The sequence below is a fragment of the Citrobacter sp. CK188 genome (assembly GCF_030333525.1).
Classification (GTDB): domain Bacteria; phylum Pseudomonadota; class Gammaproteobacteria; order Enterobacterales; family Enterobacteriaceae; genus Citrobacter_B; species Citrobacter_B koseri.
This window is the reverse complement of the sequence record NZ_JAOWFU010000034.1, coordinates 149,071-167,468: the sequence shown is the minus strand read 5'-3', so window position 1 is coordinate 167,468 and position 18,398 is coordinate 149,071. Positions and strand designations below refer to the sequence as shown.

13 protein-coding genes are annotated in these 18,398 nt (G+C 44.1%); 5 read left to right on the top strand and 8 right to left on the bottom strand.

Features of this window, described 5'->3' with window-relative positions; translation table 11 throughout:
• Positions 1 to 380 precede the first annotated feature (380 nt).
• A complete protein-coding gene (locus tag OGV67_RS14460) occupies positions 381 to 3,539 on the bottom strand; it encodes a response regulator (RefSeq protein ID WP_286465680.1) in 3,159 nt (1,052 codons plus the stop codon).
• Between the two features lie 23 nt (positions 3,540 to 3,562).
• Positions 3,563 to 4,186: an acid-sensing system DNA-binding response regulator EvgA gene (gene evgA, locus OGV67_RS14455; protein ID WP_369701093.1), complete on the bottom strand. Its 624-nt coding sequence runs from the start codon at positions 4,184 to 4,186 to the stop codon at positions 3,563 to 3,565.
• Between the two features lie 924 nt (positions 4,187 to 5,110).
• Between evgA and OGV67_RS14450 the strand changes: the two genes are divergently transcribed.
• The 5 genes from OGV67_RS14450 (at position 5,111) to OGV67_RS14430 (ending at position 10,449) form a co-directional block, all read left to right on the top strand.
• Positions 5,111 to 5,638, top strand: a complete 528-nt coding sequence (locus OGV67_RS14450) for a fimbrial protein (protein WP_012135104.1) — start codon at positions 5,111 to 5,113, stop codon at positions 5,636 to 5,638.
• A gap of 61 nt (positions 5,639 to 5,699) precedes the next feature.
• On the top strand, positions 5,700 to 6,401 hold the full coding sequence (locus OGV67_RS14445) for a fimbria/pilus periplasmic chaperone (protein WP_161800003.1): 702 nt from the start codon (positions 5,700 to 5,702) through the stop codon (positions 6,399 to 6,401).
• A gap of 37 nt (positions 6,402 to 6,438) precedes the next feature.
• A complete protein-coding gene (locus tag OGV67_RS14440; RefSeq protein ID WP_115614418.1) occupies positions 6,439 to 9,030 on the top strand; it encodes a fimbria/pilus outer membrane usher protein in 2,592 nt (863 codons plus the stop codon).
• A gap of 20 nt (positions 9,031 to 9,050) precedes the next feature.
• Complete coding sequence (locus OGV67_RS14435) at positions 9,051 to 9,584, top strand: fimbrial protein (protein WP_101744072.1); 534 nt, start codon at positions 9,051 to 9,053, stop codon at positions 9,582 to 9,584.
• Between the two features lie 157 nt (positions 9,585 to 9,741).
• Positions 9,742 to 10,449, top strand: a complete 708-nt coding sequence (locus OGV67_RS14430; RefSeq protein WP_147294115.1) for a hypothetical protein — start codon at positions 9,742 to 9,744, stop codon at positions 10,447 to 10,449.
• Between the two features lie 145 nt (positions 10,450 to 10,594).
• On the opposite strand, the gene uilS is transcribed toward OGV67_RS14430, so the two are convergent.
• The 6 genes from uilS to OGV67_RS14400 all read right to left on the bottom strand — a co-directional run bounded on the left by uilS (position 10,595) and on the right by OGV67_RS14400 (position 18,342).
• Positions 10,595 to 11,455 carry a UilS family quorum-quenching N-acyl-homoserine lactonase gene (gene uilS / locus OGV67_RS14425; protein WP_115614419.1) on the bottom strand — a complete coding sequence of 287 codons (861 nt, stop codon included), beginning with the start codon at positions 11,453 to 11,455 and terminating at the stop codon, positions 10,595 to 10,597.
• A gap of 1,476 nt (positions 11,456 to 12,931) precedes the next feature.
• Complete coding sequence (locus tag OGV67_RS14420) at positions 12,932 to 15,622, bottom strand: N-6 DNA methylase (protein WP_228333124.1); 2,691 nt, start codon at positions 15,620 to 15,622, stop codon at positions 12,932 to 12,934.
• A gap of 258 nt (positions 15,623 to 15,880) precedes the next feature.
• Positions 15,881 to 16,192 carry a hypothetical protein gene (locus tag OGV67_RS14415; RefSeq protein WP_228333125.1) on the bottom strand — a complete coding sequence of 104 codons (312 nt, stop codon included), beginning with the start codon at positions 16,190 to 16,192 and terminating at the stop codon, positions 15,881 to 15,883.
• Positions 16,193 to 16,250: 58 nt separating this feature from the next.
• Positions 16,251 to 16,964 carry a helix-turn-helix transcriptional regulator gene (locus tag OGV67_RS14410; RefSeq protein WP_228333126.1) on the bottom strand — a complete coding sequence of 238 codons (714 nt, stop codon included), beginning with the start codon at positions 16,962 to 16,964 and terminating at the stop codon, positions 16,251 to 16,253.
• Positions 16,965 to 17,066: 102 nt separating this feature from the next.
• Positions 17,067 to 17,816, bottom strand: coding sequence for a YaaW family protein (locus OGV67_RS14405; protein WP_228333129.1), 750 nt, complete (start codon positions 17,814 to 17,816; stop codon positions 17,067 to 17,069).
• Positions 17,817 to 17,958: 142 nt separating this feature from the next.
• Positions 17,959 to 18,342, bottom strand: coding sequence for a hypothetical protein (locus OGV67_RS14400; protein ID WP_048227221.1), 384 nt, complete (start codon positions 18,340 to 18,342; stop codon positions 17,959 to 17,961).
• Positions 18,343 to 18,398 lie beyond the last annotated feature (56 nt).

Below are 18,398 nucleotides of genomic sequence, written 5' to 3'. Positions count from 1 at the left end.
CAGAAAATAAAATCAGATGACACCACAAAAATAATGGATTTCGAATATAATCATAAAAACGATCGTTTCTTCTATTTGTTCCCTTTCAAAAGAACAACGATCCAGTGATTGCCGTCTTTATTGAAATAAAAAACTATTTATGTGCCATAAAGATGAAATTTAACACTATCACTATTGATAGGCGTGGTTTAATGGTTTGATGTCATTTGATAGTTGAAACTTGAAATGACGGTAAAAATGGATTTTTCTTAGGAAATATCCCAGGTTTAATTAACGAAATATATTCCGTCAGAACAAGGCTAATTTTACCTGGTTAACAACGGGACAACATCAGCGGCACCTTATTTTTCTGTCAGGCGCCGCCTACGCGTGTAGGAAGGTTATGGAATGAATGTTGCGATAGCCTGATCTAATTCATCAAGTAAGGCGTCGATGCGATCAAGGTCTGTGGCAAGGTCTGCGGCGGAAATGGCGTCAGGTAGTTTATCTTCCAGCGACTGCGCTACCTTCATCAATGCCTTAACGCCCAGCAGTTGGGCAGTCCCGTTAATGCGATGAATATGGCGCTTCACGGTCAGATAATCTTCAGTATGCGCCGCTTGTCGGGCGGCGATTAAATCACGGCGGTTCTCCTGCTGTGCATCTTTTAACGCTGTAAGCATGAGCGCCCGGTTGCCTTGTGCCAGCATACCCAGCATTTCGATATCAAACATCGTATTGTCTGCCTCACACATCCCTGAAAGGAAGTGCGAGATTTGCGATAACGTAATCGGCTTGAAAATACAGGCATTCATGCCTGCCGCAAGACAGCGTTCGCGTTCATGTTCTTGCGCTGAGGCGGTCAACCCCCAGATAGTGAGGTCGCGATTAAATTTCCGTACCTGACGGGTAAGTTCAATGCCGTCCATTGTGGGCATATTGAGATCGGTAATAAGCAAATCATAATGCTGTTGCTGAAGGTATCGTAAGGCCTCTTCGCCGTTTTCGGCTTCATCCGCAACAATACCTGACGTTGCAAGCTGGCGTTTCAGGAGCAGTCGACTGGAGGGATGATCGTCAACGATTAATACCCGCAGCGTCCCCCGAATAACGGGAGGTGGCGGGGGCGCGTCAATAGATACTGGCGTGATATCACGCGAGGTTTGCACGGGCAGGTTCAGCGTCAGGGTGGTTCCACGGTTTATTTCGCTTTGCAGCGCGATGGTTCCCCCCATTTGCGTCATCAATGCCCGGCTGATCGCTAATCCCAGGCCCGAACCGCGATGATGCTTACCCGCTTTCCCCTGACTAAAGGCGGTGAATAAACGGTTCTGTTCTTCAGTGCTAATACCCGGACCGGAGTCGCTTACCGAGAGCGCCAGCATCGCGTTGGACTTTGTCGCCGAAATCCTGACATACCCTTGCTGCGTAAATTTAACCGCGTTGCCAATGAGGTTGGTGAGTACCTGCCCCAGCAACTGGGGGTCCAGATGCATCGCCTCTTGCGGGTCCAGCCGCGAGTCATAACGCAGGTCGATCCCTTTTTGGGCCGCCAGTGCGCTAAACAGCGTCATTTTTTCTTGTATCAGAGCATCAACATTTACCCACTGCGGAACGGTGTCTAAGAGTCCTGATTCAATCTTTTCCAGATCGAGGATCTCGCCAATCAGTTTTAACAATGATCGCGAGGCCTGGGCAGCCTGATCCACCGATGCTTTATCCTCAGGGCTGAAGCGAGCGGGGGAGAGCTGCAAGAGTTCCAGAAATCCCATAATTGCACTGACCGGCGTTCGGATCTCGTGGCTCATATGGGAAAGAAACTCCCGCTTCTCTTCATTGGCTTGCTGTGCCTTGTTTCGTTCCGCTTCCAGTAAGCGTTGAGAACGCTTCCTTTGGCGGACTTTCCGCGACAGGTAAACGGCCCACAGCAAGCTGCTCACCACCAGCAACGTCGCCAGTATCGCCACCAGATAGAACGGTCTGTTATACAACTCCCAGGTATCAATTTTGACGTCCGGCAGGCGTATCCATTTACTGACGATCTGGAAAATCTCTTTTTGCGGAATATCATCCAGGGCTTTGTCCAGGATCTGCCGAAGTTCCGGTTCGGAACGGGGAACGGCAAAACTGATTGCCGCCGGCGCTTCACCGGCAATCGGGAGCCAGGCGAGCTGATCGGGATAATAATGCTCGCTCATATAGCGGGCCGTCAGCTGATTTGAAATGGCTGCGTCCACCTTTCCCGTCGCCACGAGATTCAAGGCTACGCTGGAGTTTTCCACCTCTTTCCATTGGATGCCGGGGTGTTGGGCTTTAAGCTTTGCCAGTAACGCGTGGTCGGCGCCGATCGCCACATTCATCCCTGCCCGTAGCGTGGTTTCCTGCGTATTCTCTTTTCTGACAACGGTGACGAATTGGGTGGTAATAAAGGGATGGGTAAAGGAGAGCGCGTTTTCACGGCTCAAGTCGTAGGTTGCGGCCTGCACAATATGCCAGTTGTTTTTCTTCATTTCAGAAACCATTTCTTCGTTCGATTTGACGACAATGGTTTCAAACTGCATACCGGTTTGCAGACCGATCAGATTCAGGATATCCCCCACCACGCCCCGCGTTTCCTGGTTACTGTCGACCATAGTGTAAGGCGCAAACCACGGGTTAATGATGACACGCAGTGTGTTATGACTTTTCAGCCACTGTTTCTCTCGGTTGGTCAGGTTAAGCGGCTCTAACAGAAAGGACAGATTGCCTTTATCGATCATTGACTGGGCTATTTGCCCATGCACATTTTCATCGATGGCGCTGAGCGTGTTATTCACAATTGTCAGCAGACGTTCCTGCGTTGGCAAAAATAAAAAGGCGCTTTTTTTCTGTGGTTCAGGCCAGTATTTCACCGTCGTCAACGCGAGGCTAAATTCCTGCGATAGCCAGGTGCTGGTTGTCAGTGAGTCGCCAACAAACCAGGCGTTTTGCCCATGCGCGACGGAGCTGAGCGCTTCCTGATAGGTGGGGTAATTAATGATCTCTGCGTTAGGAAATGACTGCTGAATAAACCCCTCATCAGGATAGTGATTCACAGTAGCGACCCGGGTGCTTTGCGCACTCTGCAAGGGAACCATGACATTGGCTAACGACGTCACTAAATTTGGCCAGGAATGTACCAGCGGCTGCGAGGACAGAATGCCTTCTTCGGTGAAAGGGCGACTCTCCAGACCGGTCAATACCATATCGACTTCGCCCGCTTTCAGCGCATGAATTGCCGATTCCTGATTTTTCCAGGCCGTCACGCTGATGTGGGTGTTGAGTGAATGCTGAATCAGCGCAAGATAATCGGCATTCATCCCACGGTAACGTCCTGTAAGCGTGGTCTGAACGAGGGGCGATTGCTCTGGTTGATAAACCGCAACCTTAAGCGTTTTTTTCTGCTTCAGCCAGCGCTTATCATCCTCACTCAGATAAACAGGAACCGGCGTAATGTAATTGTAGCCCGACAACTCCAGCTCAACGGGTAGCTCATCCTGGGCATGAACGCCACGCCCGGTAATCGATAAAACAATGAGCACGAATATGAGCCATTTATTCATCATCAGGTCAGCTTATTTTGGTGGGCAAATGAGAGCAGTTCAATTAATGATTTGCAGCCTAATTTTTCCATTAACCGCGTTTTATAGGTGCTGACCGTTTTGCTGCTGATATGCATTGCATCGCCAATTTGTGAATTATCAAGACCATTAAGCATATAGCCCATCACCTTCATCTCCTGTGCCGAGAGGGATTCCAGGCGTTGTGCATCGGTTAACGCAACTGAGGGGGCTTCAAGGAAAAAAGGAAAATAGCTATAACCATTTTGCGCTGCATTAATGGCGGCCAGAATGTTTTCCATATCCTGTTTTTTACTGATGAAAGCGTTAGCGCCCACCTGAGCGCAACGTTTGCTGTAGTAACGATCGTTTTTCGCGGACACGACGATCAGCACGCCGGTGAATTGTCGTGCTCTGAGCTTTTCTACCAGTTCGACGCCATTCACTCCGGGGATCTCGACATCCACGACAACAATATCCGCAGCCGTTTTTGTTAACGCTTCCAGCGCAGTCGTCCCGTCTTCATATTCGTTGATTACAGTAATGCGCTGTTTCTCCAGCACTCCACGGATAGCCAGACGCGCGAGGGGATGATCATCCACGATAATTGCAGTGCGTAACTTACTCATATTCATCCTGAAAGTTGTCATTCTGAATACAATATATACTAACGATAATAGCCTAAACGAGACGGGAGATGGATTTATATCGCGATGACTCAGGTGGTCATTGGCTACCAGACGTACTGCCGTAATCGACGGGTCGGTAGCGGACCTGGGACTCTGCCGGGCGTTGGTGCAGCCACATCTGCAATGGATGCGCTGTCAAAAGATGAGTAGATGAACTCGATCATACTGTTCGAGCCTTCCTGAGCTAGCTACAGCTAACCGGTTTTATCACTTTCTACAGTTTTTATAAAAAAATATAACACTATATATGATGTGACTTTTGGGTGTGCCTACTGATGATTTCGCTGATTTTAACTATAAAAAGTGATTTTTACCTGTAATGTCAGATGAAAGTACTATTTAGCTATGGTGGGCTATTCTGGTCGAACCAGCACCCTAAAATAGCAGTTAAGGGCTTTTCGTGAGAAATAAAATCCTGGGCATGACAGGAAAATGGGGTAAATGATCGATGTATTGCTGTGAAATAAATATTTCAAACTGTTAAATCTTGTTTCAGCAGGCAAATCTAGTGAGAAGTGATTCTCATTTAAGTATACAGACCAAAATACCGTTTTATTTAATGTCGATGGAAAGAAAGTAAAAACAAAGGGAATGGATCTGATTTGAACGATGTTCTCCGCCCCAAACCGATTGCCACTATTGAGGTAACCACTAAGGGTAATTGTGGCTAATTTTTATTAGTGGGCATTCAGAGCGATGGCTGTATCTCATTATTAATATTGCAATAAAAACCTTTTATGTTGAGAACTTTTAGCAATGTTAATTTTTTATTTTTACCGATGTATCGAAAGGGCTACTCGGTTGGTGAATGATTGCCTGCATAACATTACATTTACTATTCACTAAGGACAAAGGAAATACCGTTTGAAAATAAATACATTTGCGATTTTTATCCCGGCAATATTTATGGTTTCTTCTGCACATGCCGTTGAAGGGGAAACCAGCTCGGTTGTGTTCACCGGCAATATCGTTGAAGCAACCTGTGAACTGTCTTCCGGCTCCCGTAGTAAGGCTGTTGAACTTGGAGACGTAGCCACGACGGCATTTATTGCTGGGGCAGGCAGTACCACTGCACCTAAAGATTTCACCATCGATCTGGAAAATTGTGGGGAAAGCGCGGGGTCGGCTAGCGTAACATTCTCCGGCGATGTTCTGGCTGATGGCGAAGATGAGACTCTGAACACATCTGGTTTTGCCACTACAGGTGTGGGGATTCAGATCCTCGAGAACGGCACTCCACTGAAACTGAATGGTTCCCAGGCATCCAGCGCAAAACCTCTTGATGAGGGTAACAATGTCCTGCCATTCTCCGCCCGTTATATTTCAACGTTGGCAATAACCCAGGCCGGTGAAGCAAATGCGGTTGCAAACTTTACTCTGAATTACGAATAAAAAAATTTCACTTCCCCCTCTCCTGGGAGAGGAGGAGAGAGGGAGGTGAAGGAGTATGATTATGTTCCTGTTGGTACCGAATGTATTTATAACGGCTATCCTGTTGTTCGCAGGTATGATTATGCCAGCATTATCATACGCTGGTGGGATAGTGTTGAATCAGACCCGAATTATTTACCCTCTGAATCAGAAACAGTCCAATATTACGGTTCGCAACACCTCAGAGCTGGAACGATATATGATTCAGTCATGGGTGGAAGATGCTTCCGGTGGGAAAAACCGTGACTTCATCCTGACGCCTCCACTTTTTGTCAGCAACCCAGGGGATGAAAATGCCCTGAGACTGATGTTTCTGGGAGGAACGTTGCCCACTGACAGAGAGTCGCTTTATCGCCTGACAGTAAAAGCCATACCAGCCGTTAATAAAGATGAAGTGAAAGAACGGAATGTACTGATGCTGGCCACAGCAATACGAATAAAATTGTTTGTGCGCCCGGACGGACTACTGCCGCCCGTTGAAAAAGCGCCTTCTGAGCTGAATTTTAGTCGCAATGGTTCAGAGATTACAGTCAGTAATCCGACACCGTATTACATAACAATGGTGAAGATAACAGTAAACGGAAAAGTAGTCTCAAAGAACGTCATGGTTCCTCCTATGGGGCATGAAACATTTCCCTCACCCACACATACCTCGGTACTGACCTATAAGGTCATAAATGATCACGGTGGAATGTCCAATGAATTGACTGGCGAAATAAAATAATTTGCGTACTGGCTGTTGACTTACAGGGAATCGTGTAATGTATTTATTCAGAACGATAGCAATATTTATTCCGGTATCGTTTTTTCTTTTCCTGAAACAAACTGCTGCCGAAATGATTTTCCCAAAGGAGTTGCTGAATATCAGTAATGGTTCCATTGCGGATATATCGAACTTCAGCGCGGACGGGACACAATTGCCTGGAACATATGAGGTTGATATTTATTTAAATGGCTCATTTATCAACCGAAAAACAGTTGAATTTAATTCTTTACCTGCTAATTCCATGTCTGAAACAGGCGTGAAAGATAAAACAGGACTTTTCCCCTGCCTGACATCAGGGGACTTAGGCATTATCGGAGTCAGAACTGAACTTTTTCCAGATATGAATGGACAGCAAAATAGTAATTGTATATTGCTGGCTAAACAGATCTCTGGTGCATTTTATAAATTTAACTTCGCAGGGATGCGACTCGATATCAGTATCCCGCAATTGTATGTGCGAAACACTTCCAGAGGTTACATAGATCCGGTTTTCTGGGATGACGGTATTAACGCTGCTCTGCTGAACTACAATTTCAGCGGCAGCAACCGTTTTACCCGTTCGGAAAATGACAAAAACTACTTTCTGAGTCTCAACAGTGGACTGAATGTTGGTGCGTGGCGACTGAGAGATTTTCATACGTGGACTTATTACGAAAGTCGGTATGGTCGCCGTCAGCAATGGCAGCGTATAAATTCCTATGTGGAAAGACCACTGGTTTCGATTAAAAGTACGTTGTTAATCGGGGAAGGTACAACATCAGGCGATATTTTTGATTCTCTTCGCTTCAGAGGGGGGCAACTGACAATAGACGACAATATGTATCCTGACTCGATGAGAGGGTTTGCCCCTGTTGTTCGGGGGATGGCTGACGATAACGCTGACGTTACCATCAGCCAGAATGGTTATGTCATTTATAAAGCCACGGTTCCACCCGGACCGTTTGAGATTAATGATCTGAATCCGATGGCGGCCAGTGGGGATCTCAGTATCACTGTCAGTGAGGCAAATGGAAAAGTGAATGTATTCACCGTTCCGTACACCTCTATGCCCATTTTGCTTCGCAAAGGTCGGATGAAGTATGGTCTGACGCTGGCACGTTTTCGTGGCATGAGTAGTCGGTATGGTGATCCATTGTTTATGCAAGGAACACTGGTGTGGGGCGGCCCGGGAGGTACAACGTTTTATGGTGGTGCACAGTATTCACCGGATTACCTGGCCGTTCAGTCCGGTGCAGGTATTGATATGGGACGGCCGGGGGCGCTTTCCGTCGATATAACACATGCCAACAGCACTCTCGCAAATGGAAAGGATTATCGCGGTCAGTCAGTGCGTTTTTTATATTCACGTATATTTAATGATACAGGCACCCGACTTCGTCTGACGGGATATCGGTACTCGACAAAAGGTTTCCATACTCTGGAAGAAACAGCACTCAGGAAGATGAGAGGACGTCTGTATGACCATGACGAACTGGATCGGTATGGTCGGCCGGTAACGGATACCCACTCTGATTATTACGACCTGACCAACAGCAAACGTGCCCGTTTTGAAGCCAGTATATCCCAGCCAGTATGGCGCTATGGCTCAGTGTGGTTGTCTGGTGTCAGGCAGACTTACTGGAAGAGTAACCAGAGCCGTGATTCTGTTCAGATTGGATACAGCGGCACGGTTGGTTCTGTTAATTATTCAATAAACTACGGGTATACCCGCCAGAAGAATGCTGCTGTGCCTTCCTGGACTGACCGTACGATAGGGCTGTCTCTTTCGCTTCCACTGGGAAGATTACTTTCACCTGACTCCGGGAATAACAACACATATGCTTCGTTTTACGGGAGTCGTGATGGGAAAGGCCGGAACAGCCAAATGGCAGGGCTGAGTGGCACGTTGCTCGAAGAAAACAACCTCAACTGGAGCGTATCACAGAACCTGAGTGGTCAACGGAATGGTTCTGGTAACGCCAGCCTGGCCTATAGGGGGACATACGGTAATACCGGTATAGGATACAGCTACGGAAATGATTTTCAGCAGTTTAGTTATAGCATGTCCGGTGGTGCAATCCTGCATCGCAACGGGCTGACGATCGGACAACCATCCGGTGAAACAGCTGTGCTTATTTCCTCCGGTGGTGTGCAGGGCGTCAGTATTCAGAACGAACCGGGTGTCAGAACAGACTGGAGAGGCTATACCATCAAGCCCTACACTACATCCTACCGCGAAAACCGTGTTTCTGTTGACAGTAAATCACTGGACGATCACACGGATATTGTTGATGCCGGTACAGCCAGAATAATCCCGACAAAGGGGGCAGTGGTTCGTGTTGATTTTAATGTCCGCCGTGGCTATCGCATATTATTTACGCTGACACGTAATGGCAAACCACTTCCTTTTGGTTCTGTTGTCACAGGGGGCAGCACAAGTGGTTTGGTCGGCGATGACGGGCAGGTTTATCTGTCTGGAATGCCTGAAAGTGGTGAAGTTCAGGTGAGCTGGAGTAAAGATGTGAATCAGTCATGTGTGGTCAGCTATCATTTGACTGAAAAGTTACTCGCCTCACCCGTTGCCCGCGTTGACGGAATATGTCGATGAATTAACAGGAAAATTTTGTAATGAAAGTCAGAGGGATGTTTGGTGCGTTCTATATCATCGCGGGTATGATCACCATAATGGATTTATCCGCTGCGGTGGCTGCAACAACCGCGTCAGAGAGTATAAAAATTGTCCGCAGATGGCCTGCATCGACCTGTAAGTTTACGAATGAGGTACAGACGGTGTTGTTTGATGATATCTTCGCGAATTCCTTTAAGCGTAAACCGATACAGGGTCTGAAGTCTTTTTCTGTTGGTATAAATTGCGGCACGAACGTCAGTAAAGTGAATATTGTGCCATCAGGGGACCCGGATGATGTCGATATCAGTGCATTCAAGAATATTGGAGGTGCCAGTAATGTGGCATTACGTCTAATGGACACCAACAGTAATATTCTGTTACCTGATGGTACCTCCCGTGTTTCACTCATTCCTGAGCCCGTAGGCGAGGAAACTAGCTATACTTTTATAGCCGGATATGTGGCGATAAAACCCGAAAGCGTAGGCGCTGGTACATTCACAGCCTGGGTGAACCTGACATTTGATTATGACTGACATATATTCCGGTTTCAGGAAAGTCAACAGTAATGAATATATCTAAATATTTTTATTCGTTAATAATATTGATTCTGACTTCTCTGAAAACGTAAGTTTATTAACGCCAGTTGTTTTTTGTGTGCAAAAGATTATTCGAGAACAGATGAGTGCAATTATGTTACGTATTTCCATCCTGCTAACCTCCATGTTTTCATTCGTGGTTAATGCCAGTATATCGATCCAATGTAGTTATCCTGATTCGATAGCTGCGTTGAAAGTGCATGAACTGATTACATCATTAGAAACGAACCCAAACGAAATAAGAAATTTTTGTATTCAACGTAATGATGATGGCAGATATGTTGAACTACGACTCATCGATATATCCAGTGGAATATCTTTCGGTAAACATGCATATCCTGCATGCGATATGAATACTGAAACATTTACACCATGGAACCCGAGTCTGGCTGAAATTACGCAAATGTATGATTGGGACACTGTATTGATGTCCCTCGTGGTACGCGCATTTACTTACGATGCCGAGGACAATACGGAATTAAAGCATATAGGTCAAACGATTTTAGAATCACGACAAACTTCAACAGTTGCTATAATCTCTCCCCAGAATCAGAACCTGAAAGAAACGTGGTGGGAATTGACAAGTATCGGAACTGTTGAGGGGGATGGGGACGGACTGATTTCAATAGAAAAAATTGAGGGGGACGATCTTGAGTGGTATTTAAATGACCAGCCTATTGTTAGTGCAGGGGGGAAGAACACAACCGAAGGCGGCGGTGGTGAATTAAAATATGGCTACATATCTAAACCTGGTGTCGATGGCGCGTCTTCGACATATAAACTGACATTAGATTGCCCTTAACTGTATCACCAGTATTCGTTAGTGAATACTGGTTTTGGGGCTGCAACAACAGGAGGGCGAGTTTACGCGACACATATATCCCTATTGCAGTTCACTGTCCATTTTGAGCCCTCCCAAAACGCAAATTGTATGTCTGGTCAAGAGACTACAGATAGTTTCTGAACCATTCAGTCTGAATGCAGATTACCTGTCTGAAGTGTTCCCCGCTATAAATGTCGTAATGACGGGCTTCATTCTCTTCATACAGTTTTTTCTCTTTTGCACCGACAGCATCAAACAATGCCCGTCCCTGTTCGGGAGGATTAACGGTATCTTTACCGGCAATAACAATCAGCGTGGGGCAGCTCACCTGTGCGGCATTCAGTGCGGGTTTGTACTGGAGCGTTTCCTTCACCGTAAGGAATGGTATTTTGATGTCCATCTTCGGATACTGTGCCCGGTTTTCCTCAAAAAAGGCCTTTGACTCTGCATCGTTTAATACGCGGGTAACCCCGACAAACATCTCTTTTCCGGTGTTCTTTTGCTTCTCTGACATTTTGTCGAGGGTTGCAATAAACGCCTCTTTCTCTGCTTCATTCATATGACCAGTGACGATAACCTCGCCATCTGCAAAGGCAAGCTGACTGACAATACACTTGATCCCCGAATCCTGGGCTGCGGCACCAAAGACGTGGCATCCACCAAATGATGTTCCCCAGAGACCGATTCTTTCGCCATCAAGACCGGGTTGTTCCCTTGCCCAGTTAATAACGGAAAGGATATCGGCAATTTGCATTGAGGGAACCAGACGGCCACGTTCACCGTCGCTGTCGCCAAACCCACGATAGTCAAATGTGATCGTGGAAAACCCTGCACGGGTAAAGGCTTCGGCGAACTCAGGTAACAGAATGTCCCTGATGCCACAGAAGCCGTGACATAAAATAATCACTGGATTTTTTGTACTGCCTGAAGGGGAGCGATGTGTCAGAACGATACCGTCAGAAAGCGTGTGTGTTGATATTTCCATACAAATATGCACCTTATTAAGCTAATAATAACGTTGGAAACAAATATCAGGGAAGTAACTTTTTAATAAAGTAAAAATAATCTGAAATAGATGTACATATAAAGCAGATATTTCCCTGGAAAGTAACTCGGAAAAAAAAGATACTTTATTTCTCATTATTAATCAATTTGTTATGTTGTAATAAAGTTTTAAGAAAATATCTTTGTACAGTTAAGAATAGGGGATTGGCGGTCGCTTTATTTTAAAGTTTAAACCAGGTCAATTAACATGGCGGCTACGGGATGACATTATGTCTCCGCGTGTCAGCAGGCAGTTCCTTCTGTGCATGCAGAGCGGCCAGCTCGGGGGCAGTCGGTCGTACGGCAAGCATTCTTCGTACGCTTCTGGCCGAGTGGTTTTTCTGATTCATTGACAATGCTAAAACGTTACTTCTGGTAGGCAGGGAGCTTGAACTTGCCCGTGCGTACCGTGGATGTATAAATCCTGACGACATCGTTGAGTTTACAGTTTATCACGCCAGTGTTTTCTTCGGAGAATGGTAGTTGGAGTATGTTGAAAGCGATCTGGATAAGGTCAGGGACATGCTGGCGGAGCTGGATGTAGCATAAGATGAATCTTAAATTAAATCTAAGTTAATGAAATTAAAAACAGAAAAAATGGGGGGTGTTACAAAAGATTGATGGAGGAGGATCTGAAGGTAAATGCGTTCGTGCAGTAAAAATGCGTATAATGATAAATCCAGAGGGTGTTCGTACCATCCTCTGGATTTAAGTCCCGTGTTCAACTGATGCGGTAAACAAGTACCATCATCATGCCGTCTGGGGACTACTGTCTTGCCCGTTAAGGATCTCATCTCTTAACGAACAGGCTCTGAAGAAGTGGTGCCCGGACTCGGAATCGAACCAAGGACACGGGGATTTTCAATCCCTTTAAAAAAGGCCAAATGATCCAGCAGAACTAACAGTCTTTTACTGGTTAACCTTGAGATAAAATTTTAGTTGAGTGTCATATACCTAAATTCACACTCAAAAAAAGGCATTCGAGACTACCAGATCTCTACCATTGATTACGAACCATTTTTAAGGCCCCTTCATTCTTAGTCATTCTCTTTATTATTGAGATAAAATATAGGATTTTATTCTGAGAAAGTAAGGCGATTACATACCATTTATGGTTGGCCGTTCAAGGGGGGGGGATATATGGCATAGACAGTAACAGTCAATTTTTAGTGATGAAAGAAGCTGGGGGAATTGGTTATAAATTATTAAAAAAAACGTTTAGCTTGATGTTACAGTGTCCTCTGTTGCCACTGCTATTCTAGCGACCCTAAGTAGTTTATCGATATTTTGTAAATACGTACTGGGTGTTTAAGAAACTAGATCATAACTATAAATAGCCGAGTTATGATTTTTTAATTACATTCAAAGCTATGAGAGTAAATTTACTCTCATAGCTTTACTAACATTTCACCTTGAGCTACTCGTTGTTTTTGGTAGAGTCATTCAATGATTCCTTAATGAGCGATGAGATCATTGCTAAAGTGGATTTTTTGCTATTTCTATTTGATAATTCCATTCTTTCCTTTGAAATTATCGCATTTTGAGTTTCGGTAACAATTTCCATTACAGTACTCCAGTCATCAGGGACTGGTATAATTATATTTTGTATATGACGAGCTTCTAAATGTTGTTGGATGGTTCCATATTCATTTTTTAACATTTGCTGATAGGCAAAATTACTTTGTAAATATGCGTAAACATAAAAGCGTAAATTTTCTTCAGTAATGCGAACTCGAATCATATCATCCGATAAAATTTTTCCTGCAATGCGTTTGGTGGCGTAAGAAACACGACCAATAGTTCCTGAACGTGTTATTAATATATCACCATGTTGTACACGTAAATCTCTAATTGCCGCTATTTGCTTCTTGTTAGCCTTACTAATATCGAGGATTTTGGACGCATCCCCTTTCTCTTGTAAAACTGATGATGGTGTATTATAAGTCTCACACCATTCATTGATGAAATCCTCAACAATTAAATTTTCCGTTTTCATCCTTGGAGCTTTGAATATTTTTATACCTGTTGATGAGACTTGGCTTAATGTTGTTACTGACCAGCCGTCATGTTGGTCGATTGACTCAATTTCTTTGATTGTATTATTAATGCTTGGTAGATAAAATTGTGGATTAATATTTAAATCAGTTGAGCTAATATCATCACTACTTACGGAAAAACGATATTCAGATTCAGTTAGTTCGTTAGCTTTGAATTTAGTCCAATCATTAAGAATATCAGACAAATCTTCATCTAATAGTTCCGTTTGCTTATTGTTGCTATCGAATTTGAATATAGGCACCCCTTCACTGTCTTGTCCTATTTTTCTAGATAAAGCCATGTAAATAGGGTAGGGCTTTGCATGTTTAGTCTGTTTTTCCGGTTTTTCTATAAAGAGAATACAAGTTCTTACACCTGTATGAGGTTGAAAAGTATTTTTATTACATATAATTACGGACAATAGCTTATAATCGTTTAAAAGGATACTTCTTGCAGGAAGATATGTTTTTGTATCTAAAAAAGACTTAGGCATTACTATGCCAATTTTTCCGCCAGGAGCGATCCAATCTAAGCATCGCTCAAAAAATAACATTTCTGGTGGCACACCATCTTCATAAATTTCGGAAGCTTCCAGCTTTCCATCACGAGATGTCCATTTCATGCCACAGCTATAATTATTTAGTATTTTTTCGTCGGTAATACGTCCTTGACCAATACCGGCAAATGGTGGGTTAGTTAAAATGATTGTGGGCATACTCTTCCCTGAGTATGCTTGTAATGATTTATCTAAATCATCATAATTAGATAAACTATTCCCATGAGTAATTCCGGCATGACCATCTCCGTTCAAAATCATTGCCGTCTTAGCTATTTTCACTAATCTTTTATTTATTTCAACCATGAATAATTTAGTTCTATGGTTATCTAATTGACGTTGACTGGCAATTTTATTTTGATGTCCTTCCTTCAGTCGTTTAAGTATTTTCCTTCTAACATAACGCATTGATGACGTTAAAAACCCTCCAGAACCACCGGCCGGATCAAGAATAATATCATCATAGTCAGGGTCTAAAAATCTAACCATAAAATCAGTCACAAGTCTGTTTGTGAAAAATTGCCCCTGTTGTCGTTTTAAGTATGAAGCGGTGTATTGTTCGTAAGCATTCCCCATAATATCCCAATCATCGGAGGAATATAAATCTGACAGCAAACGATAATGTTGCAACTCGATGATAACATCACAAATTAATTTGTCACTAATTGCTATTTTTTCGTGTTCGCTAAATACGCCTTTATTATCGTTTGCAACCTCCTTGAAAAGTTTTTTTACTCGATCTGCGGCATTCTTTGAGCCTGTCTCAGTAAGATATTCTTCTGGCGTGCAATAAAATAAGGCTTTGTTACCTATTTTTTCTTCATCGCGTGCTTTTGCTAAGATAATCCTAACAATATCCATTGTTAAGTCAGATTCATCACTATCATTACCTTTAGCATGAATTTTATTGTGGCACCGTCTTAAAATCCCTTTAATATCTTTTGGCCTAATTAACTTTGATTTTGAAATAAAACCTAATGAATCCCAACTCTCTCCACTGTGAGGAATTCCAACCCATGATACAAGTTTATTTTCTGGTGAAGAAAATCTTCTAAAGTATTCTGGATCGTCGATATTGTTACACCATACTGCGCCATTGGCACTTGTGTTAAATATATATGATGCTAATTGGTCCATTCCATCCTTCTTTGATGGAGCTTTGCATTCTACAATCAATGAAATTTTGTGTTGTAATCTATCCTTACAAGATTTTACATCCTCGTAAACTACAATGTCAGCTCTTACATTCTTACCAGTATAATCTTCTGACTTTCTTCCATAATATATTGCAACCTCTGTCGCCATTCTGTTTTTAGGATATCCATACTCAAAATGGAGTTTTTTTAGATATTGTTGCCTAACAATTTCTTCTGGTTTAGTTAATAGCGTGTTGCCGGTTAAAAAATCAATGATTTTGCCTTCTTCATCGTAATCAACATCAAATAGTTCATCGAAGTAACCTGTTCTATTTTCTAGTAACAGATCACTAGAGCTTTTTTCTACTGAAACTGCCATAACTAAACCCTTATACACATGAAATAAATAGCTATTTTATCATTTATCCCATGTGTAGTAAATAATCAATTCATTGGTAATTAAAATAATGAATTCAACTTGTCATTTGTTGACAATGTTTTAGAAGTTAGCGTGTTTTATGATAATGCCCCATTACTGAAAAGATAGTTATGTGACATAAGTTATCCCAATAAATATGCTGAGAGTATGGAGGTTAAAAAATTCTTTTATTGGCGGCTATTATAAAGGGTAGGTTTTTTAGTTAATGCATCTAAATAATTGGTAACTTGGTTTGTGATTTGCATTCGGATACATTCTCATCGCTGATAAACAAAGAGATGAAACCTGTCTTGCTATGTTTTTCCCGAAGTTAACAAGAAGACCGTGCTTTATCTTCTCACCATCTGTTTTGACACTGATGATAAAACTGAACTGATATACGATTACCTCAATGAGGTCATTGCCAAATGTTATAATGGCGGCGTTGTTTATTTCATGTTTATAATCCCTCAGGTCAGTGTTAAGTCTTGCTGTTGCATCTACAAGTGCGTATTCTTTATCGATAATCATAACTTTCTCACTTATCATGTTAATGTGATTTAATCATCACTAATAATATGTTGTGATTTTAATTGCGATTATTCGGTTGTTTTGCCCCGTAATCCATTATCTGATGAATAATGTTCATGTGGGGTAACGCTTCCATAAAGTCAGACTGTTCAATCAGCGAAATGAGTGTGTTATCGATCTCAAAAGTTGTATCCGGTATTACCTCTACTAGCCTGATTCGGGACAGGGAAATAACGAACACGCCCGATAAAGCACATCCGGCAAGAAACCACTCTGCATGGCTGCAAAGCAGACGATAGGGATGAACGGTATGGCTGATGTTTTCGTCGGTTCTGATACGCACCTTGGTCTGGTTAAGTATGGCGAGGGTTAGTCTGCTGAAATCACCGAACAGCGTTGGTTTCTGGCGCGGCTCCGGAAGCATAATCCTGTAGGGCGAGGGGCGTTCCCCGTCAAGCATCAGGCTCAGCAGTTTGGCGTCCATCGCGGGTAACAGACGGTCAAGATGTAGCAACCTCGCCAGTATCTTCATATCCCGTTCCGTGCGGCGGCGAAAGTAATGCGAAGCAAGCTGATACACGCCGTTGCTCTGTTCAATATCAAGGTACGTCAGACGGACATTGAAATCCCGCCGCAGCGTTCGCGTTGTCACCCCGAATTCTTCTGCCAGCGTCCCGATATGCAGCTTTTCACCCTGAAATAAACGGCTCAGGATGATGGAAAGGCGGGTTGCCAGTCTGTCATGTTCGTTTTCTTGTGTTATCAGTGTCATACATCGTTCCCGAATTTTGCCGGGAAATGATGCCAGCAGTAGCGGACAGGATTTGTCCGCCCTCTGAAGTTTTTTAAAGCCTGAAAATCTTAAATGTAAGTGTTAAACGTCAGTATTCTCAGGTGAATAAAGATGCTTCTGGCGCATGTAGGCAATAAAAATGCAGGATGGTAGCGTCACCCGGTATGCGGGACCGGCTAAATCAATCAGCAGCCAGAGAGAACTGAGCACCCAGCCCACGGGACCGGCAAAAGCGCCCATGGTACGCGTCAGCATGGCATTTCCTGCAACGGTCAGCCCTCTGCCTAACAGGGCTTTCGCCACACCATTTGTGACAACAAGTGCCATCTGATAGGCCGCAAACCCGGATGTTTTTATTCCCGCCTGGATTGCCATGGTCAGCAGCTCCGGCGTGGGATTGCTGTAGCCCGTTTGCAACTCTTCCGCCACGGTCTTTAACTGGTTAGGCGTCATCTTCTCAAGACTTTTCTCAAGGATCTTCATGAGCAGATTCATTTCAATCGTCTCGACGCTGGATTTGCTGTTGTAGTTCACCTTCATTTTATCGCAGGCATCGGTAAGAATTTCCCGGTACAGCACCCCTTTACCCCAGCGGAGCAGCGTGGCGAAGCTGTTTGCACCAAATGTCTGAACCTCGGCGGCAATGGCATCCCAGTAGCGCGGGTGGTTGGGTTTGTGTTTTTTATACTGAGGATCGTAAGTCAGCGTTTCCGTGATGCGTGCCAGTCCGTCTTTCGGATCGCAGATAAGCACAGAAACCAGTAAATCCAGATCGTCACGATGACAGTGGCGCAGAAACTCAAGGTCGGGGTCGTGTCGGTAGGTAGCCATATTTCACCTCATTGCAGATATTGGACCTGACAGTTTAAGGAAGCCCCCGGACAGGGTTTGTCCGCCTGAAAAATAAAAAAGTAAAAAAAACCTGCCCGAAAGCAGGTTTCTGTTCACCGGATGGAGGTATAACGCGTCGGGATTACTTTCCGCGCCATTCCTTTTCCACTTTATCCGCAAAGGCATCGCACTGCCGGGCATATTCCGGGTTATAGAGCAGCTCCGACTGCGAAAGCTGCATGGCGGTCATGCTGCCGTTACGTGCATTTGATTCGAGCCAGGTTCTGCCATAGGTTTTGTTCATCACCTGAAGTACCCTGTTGAATACCGGTCCGTTGATGCGGGCATTGAGATTGACGCCTTTTACCTGAAGGCCGCTGTCACTGGTCTGGGTCAGGCGGGTGGAGTACATCGCACAGAAGGTCGAGTTGGTTATCATCTGAGCGTCAGCCTGCTCGTCGGCAAATGCGCTGTGGCTGAAGGCTGAAAGCAGAAGTGTGGCGGTTAACAGTTTAGAAATTTTCATCATGTTCCCTTATGGATTGAAAAGCGGAGACAGCCTGCCATACGGGGTGGTCAGGA

Coding starts and splice junctions, on each gene's coding strand:
- evgA (WP_369701093.1), bottom strand. CDS start 4,186: ATGAGTAAGTTACGCACTGCAATTATCGTGGATGATCATCCCCTCGCG.
- OGV67_RS14445 (WP_161800003.1), top strand. CDS start 5,700: ATGTTCCTGTTGGTACCGAATGTATTTATAACGGCTATCCTGTTGTTC.
- OGV67_RS14440 (WP_115614418.1), top strand. CDS start 6,439: ATGTATTTATTCAGAACGATAGCAATATTTATTCCGGTATCGTTTTTT.
- OGV67_RS14435 (WP_101744072.1), top strand. CDS start 9,051: ATGAAAGTCAGAGGGATGTTTGGTGCGTTCTATATCATCGCGGGTATG.
- OGV67_RS14430 (WP_147294115.1), top strand. CDS start 9,742: ATGTTACGTATTTCCATCCTGCTAACCTCCATGTTTTCATTCGTGGTT.
- uilS (WP_115614419.1), bottom strand. CDS start 11,455: ATGGAAATATCAACACACACGCTTTCTGACGGTATCGTTCTGACACAT.
- OGV67_RS14420 (WP_228333124.1), bottom strand. CDS start 15,622: ATGGCAGTTTCAGTAGAAAAAAGCTCTAGTGATCTGTTACTAGAAAAT.
- OGV67_RS14415 (WP_228333125.1), bottom strand. CDS start 16,192: ATGATTATCGATAAAGAATACGCACTTGTAGATGCAACAGCAAGACTT.
- OGV67_RS14410 (WP_228333126.1), bottom strand. CDS start 16,964: ATGACACTGATAACACAAGAAAACGAACATGACAGACTGGCAACCCGC.
- OGV67_RS14405 (WP_228333129.1), bottom strand. CDS start 17,816: ATGGCTACCTACCGACACGACCCCGACCTTGAGTTTCTGCGCCACTGT.
- OGV67_RS14400 (WP_048227221.1), bottom strand. CDS start 18,342: ATGAAAATTTCTAAACTGTTAACCGCCACACTTCTGCTTTCAGCCTTC.